Here is a 13318-nt window from a genome sequence, read left to right as displayed (position 1 = left end):
CGAAAATTTTGCACAATGGCGTAACGGCCGGCGTTTATCGGCCTCACTTACGCCACGAACTCCTCATGGACCACCCGAAGCGCATCCTGATCGTCGAAGACGACGTCGATATTGCCAACGTACTGAGCCTTCATCTGCGCGACGAACGCTACGAAGTCGTGCACAGCGCCGATGGCAACGAAGGCCTGCGCCTGCTGGAACAGGGCGGCTGGGACGCGCTGATCCTCGACCTGATGCTGCCCGGTGTCGATGGTCTCGAAATCTGCCGTCGCGCCCGTGCGATGACGCGCTATACGCCGATCATCATCACGAGCGCCCGTTCGAGCGAGGTGCACCGCATCCTCGGCCTCGAACTCGGCGCCGACGACTATCTGGCGAAACCCTTCTCCGTGCTCGAACTGGTGGCCCGCGTCAAGGCGTTGCTGCGGCGCGTCGAAGCGATGGCGAAGGATTCGCGCATCGACGCGGGCAGCGTACGAATCGGCACACTGGCGATCGACCCGATCACCCGCGATGCCACCGACAACGGCCGGCCAATCGAGCTCACGCCCCGCGAATTCGACCTCCTGTACTTCTTCGCGCAGCACCCCGGCAAAGTGTTCTCGCGCATGGACCTGCTCAATGCCGTGTGGGGCTATCAGCACGAAGGCTACGAACACACGGTCAACACGCACATCAACCGGCTGCGCGCGAAGATCGAGGCCGATCCGGCCCAGCCCGAGCGCATCCTGACCGTCTGGGGACGTGGCTACAAGCTGGCTCTCCCCGGCGAACCGCACAAGGACGCGCCGTGAATCTCACGCTCACCCAGCGCCTCTCGATCGTTTTCTCCGCGCTGTTGCTGGCGTGCTGCGGCGCATCGGCGTGGCTGCAGATCCGTTCAAGCGACCTGCACGAAAAGGAGGTCGTGCAAAGCCTGTCGAAGGGTCTTGCCGACCATATCGCGCACCGCACCACGCTGACCGACGCGAACGGCCTGCGGCCCGATGCGGTGCGGCAGTTGTTCGGGCAGTTGATGATGGTGAACCCGAGCGTGGAGGTGTATCTGCTCGACAACCAGGGACGCATCCAGGGCGACGATGCGCCGTCCGGCCACGTCAAGCGCGAACGGGTGGATCTCGCGCCGATCCGGCAATTCATCGCGGGCGGCGAATTGCCGATCCTCGGCGACGACCCGCGCAGCGCAGACGGCAAGAAGGTGTTCAGCGCCGCGCCTTTGGAATTGAGCGGGCAACCACCGTCCGGTTATATCTACGTGGTCCTGCTCGGCGAGGAACACGACGCACTCGCTGCGCGCGTGGCAGCCAGTTCGGTGCTGCGCACGACGTTGTGGTCGATGGCGCTCGTCGCGCTATTGGGGTTGCTCGCGGGCCTGAGCGCTTTCGGCCTGATCACGCGGCCGCTGCGGCGGCTCACGGAAGCCATGCGCCGCTTCGATGCCGACGGCGAACCCGACACGCAACCAGCCGTCCCGCGTTCCGCGCCTGCCGGACGGCGCGACGAAATCGCCGTGCTCGAAGCGACGTTCGCGCAGATGGCGAACCGAATCGGCGATCAATGGCGCGCGCTCACGCGGCAGGATCAGCAGCGGCGCGAGCTGATCGCCAACATTTCGCACGACCTGCGCACGCCGCTGACCTCGCTGCATGGCTACCTCGAAACGCTGTCGCTGAAGTCCGGGACACTGGGCGAAACGGAGCGCAAACGTTATCTCGCGATCGCGCTGGCGCAAAGCGTGAAGGTGGGACGGCTCGCGCAGGCGCTCTTCGAACTGGCGCGGCTTGAACACGGCAACGTCCAGCCGGCCCTCGAATCATTCTCGCTGATCGATCTGCTGCAGGACGTCTTCCAGAAGTTCGAATTGCCGGTCGAAGCGCGCCGCATCCGGCTGCGGGCGGGCATTCCCCCGCGACTGCCGAACGTTTGCGCCGATCTCGGCATGATCGAACGCGTGCTCACGAACGTGCTCGACAACGCGATTCGTCATACTCCCGCCGAAGGTGCGATCGACGTCGATCTCGCGTACGAGGGCGGCAACGTATCGGTCACGATCAGCGACACCGGCCCCGGAATTCCGGCCGAGTTGCGCGAAGGTCTGTTCGAACGGCCATTCAGCTCCGGCGGCACACATCAGGGCGGCGGGCTCGGCTTGTTGATCGTGCAGCGCATGCTGCAATTGCATCACAGCGAGATACGTCTGCTCGATCGCGACGGACCCGGCACGACGTTTCGCTTTGAATTGCCGGTAGCCAGCAAGTCGAATGTCGCCGGATTTGCGTCGTAATAACTCCGCCCCACTCCGGGCAAACACTTATGGCACGATCGTTCATATTGCCAAAACGACAAGCGTCGACTATGGTCCTGCGCATTGACGTCCGTAAGCCGTTGTAGTCTGACTTGACCAGACTTGAAAGCTGACGGCAGCGCGCTTGCCGGCATGGCATAACGGCAAGCGCGTCAATGACTATAAGCGGCGTCAGTGCATAAAAAGACGATCCCGGAGACCGACCATGAACAGCATCACCGACAACGATCCCGCCGCTGAACCGCGCGGCTTCTTTTCCAAAAGCGCCACCATTGCGCAGCCCGGCTTCTCGCGATGGATGGTCCCGCCCGCCGCGCTCGCCGTCCACTTGTGTATCGGCCAGGCGTACGCATTCTCGGTATTCAACGCGCCGCTCACGAAGGTGATCGGCATCACGCAACCGGCTCCCGATGACTGGTCGCTCACGACGCTCGGCTGGATCTTCTCGCTTGCGATCGTGTTTCTCGGTCTCTCAGCGGCCTTCGCCGGCAAGTGGCTCGAAAAGGTTGGCCCGCGCCGCACGATGTTCACCGCCGCGTGCTGCTTCGGCGGCGGCTTTCTCGTCTCGGCGCTCGGCGTGCAACTGCACCAGATCTGGCTGTTGTATCTCGGCTATGGGGTGATCGGCGGCATCGGGCTTGGGCTCGGCTACGTGTCGCCGGTATCGACGCTCATCCGCTGGTTCCCGGACCGTCGCGGCATGGCGACTGGCATGGCGATCATGGGCTTCGGCGGCGGGGCGATGATCGCGGCGCCCGCCTCGGTCGCGCTGATGAACCACTTCAAGAGCGCGACGAGTAACGGCGTCGCGCAGACGTTCGTCGTGCTGGGCGTCGTGTACTTCATCTCGATGACGATCGGCGCGCTCGCGATCCGCGTCCCGCCGCGCGACTGGAAACCGAGCGGCTGGACGCCGCCCGTCACCGCCAGCAAGATGATCACGCGCGAGCATGTGCACATCGATCAGGCGCTGAAGACGCCGCAGTTCTATCTGCTGTGGCTCGTGCTGTTCCTGAACGTGACGGCTGGCATCGGCGTGCTCGGCCAGGCATCGGTGATGATCCAGGAAAGCTTCAAGGCATCGATCACGGCGGGCGCAGCGGCGGGCTTCGTCGGGCTCCTGTCGCTCTTCAACATGGGCGGACGTTTCGTGTGGGCATCGACGTCCGACTTCATCGGGCGCAAGAACACGTATTTCGTTTTCTTCGCGCTCGGCGCGGTGCTGTACTACCTCGTTCCGCAGTTCGCGCAGTCGGGCAACATCGCGCTGTTCGTGCTTGCGTACGGCGTGATTCTCTCGATGTACGGCGGCGGCTTCGCCACCATTCCCGCCTATCTCGCCGACATGTTCGGTACGGCGTTCGTCGGCGGCATTCATGGGCGGCTGCTCACGGCGTGGGCGGCGGCTGGCATCGCGGGACCGGTGCTCGTCAACTATATCCGCGCGTATGAAGTCGAGCGCGGCGTGGCGAAAGCGGAAGCCTATACGACGACGCTGCACATCATGGCGGCGCTGCTCGTCATCGGGTTCGTGTGCAATCTGCTCATTCGTCGCGTGGATGAAAGGCATCACATGAACACGTCGACGCCGGCGATCAACTAAAAAAAGGAGCATCGAAAATGAACGCTGATTTGCGCACCGCCGAGCATCCGACCAACAAGGTGCTGCTTGCCATCTTCTGGATTTACGTGCTCGTACCGCTCGCGTGGGGCGTCGTGAATACGCTCTCGCAGGCAACCAAGCTGTTTCGTTGAGCGATTTTTGGTGGCGTCTTGCGCAAGGCACGGCGCCACCGTCGAGCATCTGGCGCGCTCATTTCTCGCCTTTAGTCGGCCAGCGTCGAACCGGTTCGCGCAACGACCAGGACGACGCATCCGGTATCGGATGAAGTCGCATGATTTGATCCTGCCGCGTATGTCAGCACATCGCCGGCTGTGAACGTTGCACCATCGCTATCGGAGAGCACGCCTTCGTGTACGACGAGCAGTTCGGTCGTTCCATGGCGATGCACCGGCCCTCGCGCCCCCGCCTCGATCTTCATCCAGTAGCTCGACCACGCTCCGTCCTCGTCATCCGATAAGGGAATCCAGAAGTAGCCGGGGATGTGCGAATCACCGATCCTAAGCGGGCGCCAGTCTTCCTGCCGGATCGCGTAATGGCTTCGGGTCTCTCTGTTCGATGATTTCTGCATGCGTTCTCGTTTTAAACGTTGTGGGCTCTCAGCCGTGCTGCGTGGTCGCTTATTACGTGATTCGTTCTGGACAACGCCACTGCAATCGATAATATTCGACAATCCGCCGCAGTAAAACCGCTCCGCTCGGTGGTTTCCCTTATCCCCGCCCCTCCTCGAACGTCGATCCTGAAGTCCTTTAATCGTCCGCCGCCCCGCCCCGTGGGCATCTGGCCGAAACGCCGCCAATTCGCAGGCCACGACTCATAACCCTAGGTATGGCAAAGAGCCCAGTAAATGTAGCTGGATGAGTGAAATTGTCGGGGTACGCTTCTATCAACGCAACAAACGTTGGCTACCGATAATGCGGTTTGAACAAATCACGTATCGGTGGTGAGATAGCCGCGAAATCTGCGACTTCACGACGCTCGCTGTCTTCGCTTACAGAAATGGCTCTTCGGCGCGAATGCCGGAAGCCGCAACGCTCATCCCTGCCCCGCGCACGTTTCGCCGGACGCTGCCTCCCAGCGCGTCCGCGAGCCGGACTGGGCCACAGGTTTTTGAACTTGCCAGCTGGAATGACAGAATGACCCCAAACCTAACCCTCCCGTCAGACGCGGCCGCGACGTTTCAAGCGTCGACGGCTGCCCAAACGTCCGAGCGGGCGAAGGATATTCTTACGGTCCAGAATCTTTCGAAGATCTTCGGACCCAAACCCGAGCGCGCTGCGGAACTCCTGCGTCAAGGCCTCGGACGCAACGAGATCTTCGAGCAGACCGGCAACATGGTCGCGGTCGACAACGTGAGTCTCAGCGTGCGATCGGGCGAGATCTTCGTGATCATGGGACTGTCCGGTTCCGGAAAGTCGACGCTCGTTCGTCTGCTCAATCGCCTGATCGAGCCTACATCCGGCAAGGTCGTGCTCGAAGGCCGCGACATCGCGCCGATGTCCACGCCCGAATTGCGCGAAGTACGGCGCAACAAGATGGCGATGGTCTTTCAGTCGTTCGCGCTCTTGCCCAACCGCACCGTCATCGACAACGTGTCGTACGGTCTCGAAGTGGGCGGCCTCAAGAAGAAGGAACGCTACGACGTGGCGCGCAGCGCGCTCGTTCGCGTCGGTCTCGGTTCGTACGAAAAGCTCTATCCGGGCGAGTTGTCGGGCGGCATGCAGCAACGCGTGGGACTGGCGCGCGCTCTGGCCGTGAACCCGTCGGTCCTCTTGATGGATGAAGCCTTCTCGGCCCTCGACCCGCTCATCCGCTTCGAAATGCAGAACGAGCTCCTCCGCTTGCAAAAGGAGGAACAGCGTACCGTCGTGTTTATTTCGCACGATATCGAAGAAGCCATCAAGATCGGCGGACGCGTTGGCGTGATGAAGGATGGACGACTGGTTCAGGTCGGCACGCCGGCCGAGCTGATTCAAACGCCCGCTGACGACTATGTTCGCAATTTCTTCCGCAACGTGGACGTGTCGCGCTTTCTGAAGGCATCGAGCTTCCTCACGAAGGTCGACCGCGGACTCATCAAGTGCGATAGCGGTGCATCGTCGGAGCGCTATCTGAATCAGCTCATCGACGCCGGCGTCGAGTGCGGCTATGTCTGCGACGAAGCGGGACGCTATCAAGGGTGCGTGACGCCCGCCTCGCTGCACAGGTGCGGAAGCGGACCCATTCGCGACGCGCTTTTGCGCGACGTCTCTCCCATTCCTCTCGACGCGGATTTACACGAACTGTCGACCATTGCGCTTGGCCAGGATCACGACGTCCCCATCGTCGATCAGGCGGGTGCGTTCGCTGGCGTCGTGTCGTGCCGCACGATTCTGAAACAGGTTATGCAACGGAGGGCTTCATGAACTCGTCATTCATCGGGCAGGCGGCTGAAAGCGCGGTCAATTTCCTGTTTCTTCACTTTCGCGGCGGTTTCGACGCGTTTTCCGCTGCGTTGGGCGCTGTCGTCAAGTTGCTCGAAGACGGTCTCGGTGCGATTCCGTTTGTCGTGGTGCTGGTCGCGTTGATGGCCGTTGCGTTGTGGCGCAAGGGCGTTGCGTTTGCTGCCTTTGGCGGTGTTGCGCTCTACGCCATCCACTACATGGGTCTTTGGCCGCAAACCATGGCGACGCTCGCCCTCGTCATCGCGGCAACGTTCTTCAGCCTGCTGATCGGCATTCCCCTGGGCATTTGGGGCGCACGCAACAAACGCGTCGAAGTCATCCTGCGCTCGCTGCTCGATCTGATGCAGACGATGCCCGCCTTCGTGTATCTGATCCCCGCCGTGATCCTGTTCGGACTCGGGCGCGTGCCGGCCGTCATCGCGACGATCGTCTTCGCCATGCCCCCGGTCGTGCGCCTCACGACTCTCGGCATCAAGCAGGTCCGCGAGGAACTCATGGAGGCTGGCCGCTCCTTCGGCAGCACCGACACGCAACTGCTCTGGAAGATCCAGCTTCCGAATGCGCTTCCCTCGATCATGGCGGGCATCAACCAGACCATCATGATGGCGCTCTCGATGGTCGTCGTCGCTTCGATGATCGGTGCGGGTGGACTTGGCGAATATGTGCTCAGTGGCATCCAAAGGCTCGACATCGGTATCGGCTTTGAAGGCGGCCTCGGCGTCGTGCTGCTCGCCATCATTCTCGACCGCCTGACTGAGAGCTTCGGCGTCAAGTCGAAAAAGAAAGTGAGCCGCCCCAAGGCATCGAAACAGGCTGCAAGCGAACCGGCTCAGACCCAGACGTAACTCACGAAGAAGACGAACAAACCCTAACCCTTGCAGGAGTATCAGATGAAAACTGGAATGCTCAAGTCGTACCTTGCGAAGCTCACTGCAACGGCATTTTGCGCGGTCGGGCTACATGCGGGCGGCGTGGCGGCAGCCGAGCCCGTGAAGATTGCAACGACCAACTGGGCGGACGTGCTCGCCGTTGCGAACGTCGTGAAGTACGTGCTCGAAACGAAGCTCCAGCAACCGGTTCAGTTCGTTCAGGCGGACATCGGCATCCAGTATCAGGGCGTCGCGCGCGGGGACCTGGACCTCATGGTCGGGGGCTGGCTTCCGGTGACCCACGGCACGTACTACTCGCGCTACAAGAACGATATGGATGACGTCTCCGTCATTTATACCGGCGGCAAGAACGGCTGGGCGGTCCCGAGCTATATCCCCGAGTCGGAGCTCTCGTCGATTGCCGATCTCAACAAGCCGGACGTCAAGAGCAAGCTGAACAGCACGATTCAAGGCATCGAGCCGGGCGGCGGTCTCATGCAGGCATCGGAGAAAGCCATCAAGGAATACGACCTCGCGGGCTACAAGCTGCAATCGTCGAGCGAAGCGGGCATGCTCGCCTCGGTATCGCGGGCGGCGCAGTCCAAGCAATGGATCGTTGCGACTGTCTGGAGCCCGCACTGGCTCTTCCAGAAATGGCCGATGCGTTACCTGAAGGACCCGAAGGGCGCACTCGGCGGCGAAGAACAGATTCACGCGTTCGGCTCGAAGCAGTTCGCCACCAAGTTCCCGCGTGCCAATGTCTTCATGAAGCATTTCAAGCTGACGCTCGCCGACGTCGAGGCTATTGAACTCGAGGGCAACAGCACCAACGATTACGCGACGGCAGCGAAGAAGTTCGTCGAGGCCCATCCCGACAAGCTGAAGGCGTGGCTCGCGCAATGACATGTGAGCAGGTGCACCCTGCCCGACTGACTAAAACGGAGTATGTCTGTGAACGATAACGTTCGATTTTTCTCAGAGACCCTGCAGGACCGCGACCCGGTCATCTCCTCGGAAATCGCGCTGGAACTGCGTCGCCAGCAGTCCCAGATCGAGTTGATCGCTTCCGAGAACATCGTGTCCGCCGCAGTGATGGAAGCGCAAGGCACGGTGCTGACGAACAAGTACGCCGAGGGCTATCCGTCCAAGCGCTATTACGGCGGATGCGAGCACGTCGATCGCATCGAAGCGCTGGCGCTGGACCGCGTCAAGGCGCTCTTCGAATGCGAATACGCCAACGTGCAGCCGCACTCCGGCGCACAAGCAAACGGCGCGGTGATGCTCGCGCTGCTCAAGCCGGGCGATACGGTCCTCGGCATGTCGCTGGACGCCGGCGGCCACCTGACTCACGGCGCGCGTCCCGCGATGTCCGGCAAGTGGTTCAACGCTGTGCAGTACGGCGTGGACCGCGAGACGCTTCGCATCGACTACGACGAAGTCCAGAAGCTTGCCGATGAACATCGGCCGAAGCTGATCATCGCGGGCTATTCGGCTTATCCGCGCGCACTCGACTTCGCGCGCTTCCGCCAGATCGCGGACAGCGTCGGCGCACTGTTGATGGTGGATATGGCGCACATCGCGGGCATCGTCGCGGCCGGCCGGCACGAAAACCCCGTGCGGTTCGCGGACGTGGTGACCTCGACCACGCACAAGACACTGCGTGGTCCGCGAGGCGGCTTCATCCTGACGAACAACGCCGATGTCGCGAAGAAGATCAACTCCGCCGTATTCCCCGGCCTGCAGGGCGGTCCGCTGATGCATGTCATCGCGGGCAAGGCGGTCGCGTTCGGCGAAGCCTTGCGTCCAGAGTTCACGACGTACATCGACCACGTCCTGCAAAACGCGAAGGCACTGGGCGAAGTGCTGAAGCTCGGTGGCGTGAACCTCGTCACCGGCGGCACCGACAACCATCTGCTTCTCGTCGATCTTCGTCCTAAAGGCCTGACCGGGACACGCGTGGAGAAAGCGCTCGAACGTGCGGGGATCACGTGCAACAAGAACGGCATTCCGTTCGATACCGAGAGCCCGACCGTCACGTCAGGCATTCGCCTCGGCACGCCCGCAGGAACGACGCGCGGCTTCGGCGTCCAGCAGTTCGAGGAGATCGGCGCGCTGATTCTGGAGATTCTCTCCGCGCTGGAAAAGCAGCCCGAAGGCGACGAACTGGTCGAGCGTTCGGTGCGAAGCCGCGTTCGCGACCTGTGCAACCGGTTCCCCATCTACTCGAATGCAGAAGCCCTGCTCTGACGCGGGCGATCATCACTTTCAACCTTACCGCACCGCACACGCGGTGAGGTCCAAACCAAGCAGAGGATTCAATGAGCTTCGAAGGCGTACATGCACCCTTGGTCACCCCGTTCAAAGCCGACGGCGAGATCGACCATGAGCTACTCGGCAAGCACGCGGTAGATCTCGCTGGTCGGGGTCTGTCCGGTCTCGGCGTCGGCGGCACGACGGGCGAGTACTACGCGCTCAGTTTCGACGAACGCGTGGCCACGTTCCATTCCGTCGCGCAGGCCGCGGGCGGCAAGACGCTCCTGACCGCAGGCATCAACGCCACGACGACGCGTGAAGTGCTGCGCCTCGGACAGGAAGCGAAGAAGGCCGGCCTCGACGCACTGCTGCTCGCCGCGCCCTACTACGCGCAGCCCACGCAGGACGAACTGCTGCAGCACATGCTCGCAGTCGACGACAGTCTCGACATGCCGATCATGCTGTACAACTTCCCGGCGCGCACAGGCACCGACATCAGCGACCGCGTGCTCGAGGAACTGCTTGAACGCCCCAACTTCGTCGCGATGAAAGAGAGCACCGGCGATATCGCGCACCTGCATCATCTCGCGACCCATTTCAAGAGCAAGCTTGTTCTCAGTTGCGGCATGGACGACCAGGCGCTCGAATTCTTCGTCTGGGGCGCCCGAAGCTGGGTCGCAGGCGCGGCGAATTTCCTGCCCGAAGTGCACGTCGAGTTGCTCGAAGCGTGCGTCAAGCGCGGCGATTTTGTCGCGGGCCGCGAGTTGATGACGGCGCTGCTCCCCGTACTCGAGTTGCTCGAACGGAGCGGCAAGTTCATCCAGTATGTGCGCTATGGATGCGAGCTGGCAGGCACGCGCGTCGGCGATGCCCGCGCGCCGCTCGGCACGCTCACCGACACTGAGCGCCGCGATTTCGCGAAGCTCGTCGAACCGCTGCTCCGCAAGGGACGCTGATTTGCATGGCCTCGAAACTCGAATTCGCCCGGCTTCCCGCTGCCGATGGAGTCAATGGCTGGTGGGAGACCCTGTCACCGCCTTCAGCCGCGCATTCGATGCGTGGCGAGCGGCAATTTGATTTTGTGGTGGTCGGCGGTGGAATCACAGGACTGTGTGCCGCTCGACGACTGGGCGAGCTCGCGCCACAGGCGAGCATCGCGATCGTCGAGGCGGATCGCATCGGCCGTTCGACTGCGGGGCGCAATTCAGGTTTCTTCGTCGACTTGCCGCATGACATCAGCAGCGAAAGCTATTCGAGAAGCGTCGATGCCGACAAGGCCGACATACAGATGCAGCGGCACGGCATCGGTTACGTCAGGTCCATCGTGCGCGCAGAGGGAATCGCTTGCGACTGGCGCGACGACGGCAAGTATCACGCATCGGTCAACAAGCGCGGCAAGGAAGCGCTTGAGCACTTCGCAAGCGGCTTGCGGCGTATCGACGAAAGATTCGAGTGGCTCGACGAGGCCGCCATCGCCAAGGTTACGGGGACTTCGTTCTATCACGGTGCGATCTTCACGCCCGGCTGCAGCACGGTGCAACCCGCTGCGCTCATGCGCGGACTGGCGAGCACGATGCCGTCGAACGTTGAAGTCTTCGAGCTCAGTCCTGTGTCGCGGCTCGAGCACACGGCGGCTGGCGAAGTCCTCTCCTTCGCTAACGGAAAGATTACCGCCGGCAAGGTGATTCTTTGCACGAACGCCTACGCGGCAACGTTCGGTGATCATCCGAACGGGTTGTTGCCCGTGTACACGTTCGCATCGTTGACTCGTGTCATGACGCCCGACGAAGTCAAGGCGCTTGGCGGCATCAACTCGTGGGCGCTGATTCCGGCAGACCCCATGGGAACCACCGTCAGGCGGCTGGGCACGGATCGCATCTGCATTCGCAATCACTTTGCATTCCGGCCGGGGCTGGAGGTATCGGAGTCGGATTTGCGCAAAGCGAAGCATCTGCATCAACGGTCGTTCGATCGACGTTTCCCGATGCTGAAAGACGTCGAACTCGAATACACATGGGGCGGCGCGCTTTGCCTGTCGGCCAATAGCGGCACGCTCTTCGGCAGAAGGGACGATGGCCTGTATCAGGCGATCGGCTGCAATGGCTTGGGGCTTAGCAGAGGATCGGCTTCTGGAAAAGTGATTGCCGAATACGCGCTGGGCATGAACAACGAGATGGTTCAACAGCTCCTGAAGCAACCCACACCGCGCCCCTTGCCCATGCGACCGATCGCGGATGTCGCGGTAACAGCCGCCATATGGGTCAAGGAGCTTTCGGCTGGCGCCGAACTTTAATCGCTTAAGGAAACGCATATGACGACGCTTAACGAATGGAAGCAAAAGGCTGCTGCACTATCGCTCGACGGACGAGCCTTCATTGGCGGTGCCCGCTGTCCGTCGGCCTCGGGCGAGACATTCCCCACGTTGAATCCGGCGAGTGGAAAGACGCTCGCCGACGTGGCCTATTGCGACGAAAAGGACGTGGACCGCGCGGTAGTCGCAGCGAGAGACGCGTTCGAATCCGGCGTATGGTCGAAGGCGGCTCCGGCCCAACGCAAGGCCGTGCTTCTAAAGCTCGCGCAGTTGATCGAAGAGCATACCGACGAACTCGCCGTGCTCGAAGCACTCGAAGCAGGCAAGCCGATCTCGGAGTGCCTGGGACTGGACATTCCCGAATCGGCTGCCTGTATCCGCTGGCATGCCGAAGTGACCGACAAGCGCTATGACGCGCTATCGCCATCGGGGGCAAACGTCGTCAGCATGATTACGCGCGAGGCTATCGGTGTTGTCGGCGCTGTCTTGCCGTGGAATTTTCCTGCGCTGATGCTCGCTTGGAAGATCGGGCCGGCTTTGTCGGTCGGCAACAGCGTCATCGTGAAGCCCGCCGAGCAAACGTCGCTTGCGACACTGCGTATCGCCGACCTCGCTTTGGAAGCCGGCGTGCCGGCAGGCGTGTTCAGCGTGGTGACGGGAACCGGAGAAAAGGCGGGACAGGCGCTCGGCCTTCACCCCGACGTCGATCTCATCGCGTTCACCGGTTCGACCGAAACGGGCAAGCGCTTCCTGCGCTATTCCGCCGACACGAATCTCAAGCGCGTCATTCTCGAATGCGGTGGCAAGAATCCGCAAGTCGTGCTTCCCGACGTCGCGAATCTCGATGCCGTCGCGGAGCAGGCGGTCGCGGCGGCGTTCTGGAACATGGGTGAGAACTGCAGCGCGGGTTCTCGCCTCCTGGTGCATGCGGACCAGAAGGACGCGCTGCTTGCGAAGATCAAGACCGTGCTCGAAGGCTGGAAAACCGGCGACCCGCTGGACCCCGATGTCAAGCTGGGCGCCCTCATCGAGCAGCAGCATTACGAGAAGGTTCTCGGGCACATCGAGAAGGCCAAGGCCGAAGGCGCGCGGCTTGCGGCCGGCGGCAACGCGGTTCTCGTCGAGAGCGGCGGCTGGTACGTCGAGCCGACGATCTTCGATAACGTCACGCCCGACATGAGCATCGCGCGAGACGAAGTGTTCGGGCCGGTGCTCTGCGTGATCGAATACAAGGACATCGACGAAGCGGTGCAGATTGCCAACGATACGTGCTACGGCCTCGCTGCTTCGCTGTGGACCGACAACGTCAACCACGCGCATAAGGTCGCGGCGAGAATCCGCGCAGGGACGGTAACGGTGAACTGCTTCGGCGAAGGCGATCTGTCGACACCGTTTGGCGGCTTCAAGCAATCTGGATTCGGCGGTCGAGACAAGTCCGTCTATGCGCACGACCAGTATTGCGAGCTGAAAACAACCTGGCTGAAACTCGACTGAAGCCCAAACCCCTGGCGCCGC

The 13318-nt window shown here is 61.9% G+C and carries 12 protein-coding genes; 11 read left to right on the top strand and 1 reads right to left on the bottom strand.

Annotated elements, in window-relative coordinates; genetic code table 11:
* Window positions 1–65: 65 nt before the first annotated feature.
* From AWB65_RS07995 to AWB65_RS07980, 4 genes are all read left to right on the top strand, one after another.
* The gene (locus AWB65_RS07995) at window positions 66–794 is read left to right on the top strand and encodes a response regulator transcription factor (RefSeq protein WP_087666645.1); all 729 of its coding nucleotides are present in this window, start codon (window positions 66–68) and stop codon (window positions 792–794) included.
* Window positions 791–2284 (top strand): sensor histidine kinase, encoded by a 1494-nt coding sequence (locus AWB65_RS07990; RefSeq protein ID WP_087666644.1) that lies wholly within the window; start codon window positions 791–793, stop codon window positions 2282–2284. The genes AWB65_RS07995 and AWB65_RS07990 overlap by 4 nt, the downstream gene beginning before the upstream one ends.
* A gap of 226 nt (window positions 2285–2510) precedes the next feature.
* Window positions 2511–3908, top strand: coding sequence for an L-lactate MFS transporter (locus tag AWB65_RS07985; RefSeq protein WP_087666643.1), 1398 nt, complete (start codon window positions 2511–2513; stop codon window positions 3906–3908).
* A 17-nt stretch (window positions 3909–3925) separates the two neighbouring features.
* Complete coding sequence (locus tag AWB65_RS07980; RefSeq protein WP_087657886.1) at window positions 3926–4060, top strand: MFS transporter small subunit; 135 nt, start codon at window positions 3926–3928, stop codon at window positions 4058–4060.
* A gap of 71 nt (window positions 4061–4131) precedes the next feature.
* On the opposite strand, the gene AWB65_RS07975 is transcribed toward AWB65_RS07980, so the two are convergent.
* Window positions 4132–4497, bottom strand: a complete 366-nt coding sequence (locus AWB65_RS07975; RefSeq protein ID WP_087666642.1) for a cupin domain-containing protein — start codon at window positions 4495–4497, stop codon at window positions 4132–4134.
* Between the two features lie 565 nt (window positions 4498–5062).
* Between AWB65_RS07975 and AWB65_RS07970 the strand changes: the two genes are divergently transcribed.
* The 7 genes from AWB65_RS07970 to AWB65_RS07940 all read left to right on the top strand — a co-directional run bounded on the left by AWB65_RS07970 (window position 5063) and on the right by AWB65_RS07940 (window position 13297).
* Complete coding sequence (locus AWB65_RS07970) at window positions 5063–6331, top strand: quaternary amine ABC transporter ATP-binding protein (protein ID WP_087666641.1); 1269 nt, start codon at window positions 5063–5065, stop codon at window positions 6329–6331.
* Window positions 6328–7215 (top strand): ABC transporter permease, encoded by an 888-nt coding sequence (locus AWB65_RS07965; RefSeq protein ID WP_087666640.1) that lies wholly within the window; start codon window positions 6328–6330, stop codon window positions 7213–7215. Before AWB65_RS07970 ends, AWB65_RS07965 begins: the two co-directional genes overlap by 4 nt.
* Before the next feature lie 45 nt (window positions 7216–7260).
* Window positions 7261–8142, top strand: coding sequence for a glycine betaine ABC transporter substrate-binding protein (locus AWB65_RS07960; RefSeq protein ID WP_087666639.1), 882 nt, complete (start codon window positions 7261–7263; stop codon window positions 8140–8142).
* 48 nt (window positions 8143–8190) lie between these two features.
* Entirely contained in the window at window positions 8191–9486 is a 1296-nt protein-coding gene (locus tag AWB65_RS07955) for a serine hydroxymethyltransferase (RefSeq protein WP_087666638.1), read from the top strand.
* 71 nt (window positions 9487–9557) lie between these two features.
* Window positions 9558–10448 carry a dihydrodipicolinate synthase family protein gene (locus AWB65_RS07950; RefSeq protein WP_087666637.1) on the top strand — a complete coding sequence of 297 codons (891 nt, stop codon included), beginning with the start codon at window positions 9558–9560 and terminating at the stop codon, window positions 10446–10448.
* A gap of 5 nt (window positions 10449–10453) precedes the next feature.
* On the top strand, window positions 10454–11785 hold the full coding sequence (locus AWB65_RS07945; RefSeq protein WP_087666636.1) for an NAD(P)/FAD-dependent oxidoreductase: 1332 nt from the start codon (window positions 10454–10456) through the stop codon (window positions 11783–11785).
* Between the two features lie 18 nt (window positions 11786–11803).
* Complete coding sequence (locus AWB65_RS07940; RefSeq protein WP_087666635.1) at window positions 11804–13297, top strand: aldehyde dehydrogenase; 1494 nt, start codon at window positions 11804–11806, stop codon at window positions 13295–13297.
* Window positions 13298–13318 lie beyond the last annotated feature (21 nt).

Origin of the sequence: Caballeronia humi (assembly GCF_001544475.1) — a bacterium.
GTDB lineage: Bacteria > Pseudomonadota > Gammaproteobacteria > Burkholderiales > Burkholderiaceae > Caballeronia > Caballeronia humi.
Note: the sequence above shows the minus strand (reverse complement) of the source record. Positions and strands in the feature narration are given on the sequence as shown.

Excerpts from the sequence above, each read along its gene's own strand:
- AWB65_RS07995 (WP_087666645.1), top strand. The coding sequence starts at position 66 with ATGGACCACCCGAAGCGCATCCTGATCGTCGAAGACGACGTCGATATT.
- AWB65_RS07985 (WP_087666643.1), top strand. The coding sequence starts at position 2,511 with ATGAACAGCATCACCGACAACGATCCCGCCGCTGAACCGCGCGGCTTC.
- AWB65_RS07980 (WP_087657886.1), top strand. The coding sequence starts at position 3,926 with ATGAACGCTGATTTGCGCACCGCCGAGCATCCGACCAACAAGGTGCTG.
- AWB65_RS07975 (WP_087666642.1), bottom strand. The coding sequence starts at position 4,497 with ATGCAGAAATCATCGAACAGAGAGACCCGAAGCCATTACGCGATCCGG.
- AWB65_RS07970 (WP_087666641.1), top strand. The coding sequence starts at position 5,063 with ATGACCCCAAACCTAACCCTCCCGTCAGACGCGGCCGCGACGTTTCAA.
- AWB65_RS07965 (WP_087666640.1), top strand. The coding sequence starts at position 6,328 with ATGAACTCGTCATTCATCGGGCAGGCGGCTGAAAGCGCGGTCAATTTC.
- AWB65_RS07960 (WP_087666639.1), top strand. The coding sequence starts at position 7,261 with ATGAAAACTGGAATGCTCAAGTCGTACCTTGCGAAGCTCACTGCAACG.
- AWB65_RS07950 (WP_087666637.1), top strand. The coding sequence starts at position 9,558 with ATGAGCTTCGAAGGCGTACATGCACCCTTGGTCACCCCGTTCAAAGCC.
- AWB65_RS07945 (WP_087666636.1), top strand. The coding sequence starts at position 10,454 with ATGGCCTCGAAACTCGAATTCGCCCGGCTTCCCGCTGCCGATGGAGTC.
- AWB65_RS07940 (WP_087666635.1), top strand. The coding sequence starts at position 11,804 with ATGACGACGCTTAACGAATGGAAGCAAAAGGCTGCTGCACTATCGCTC.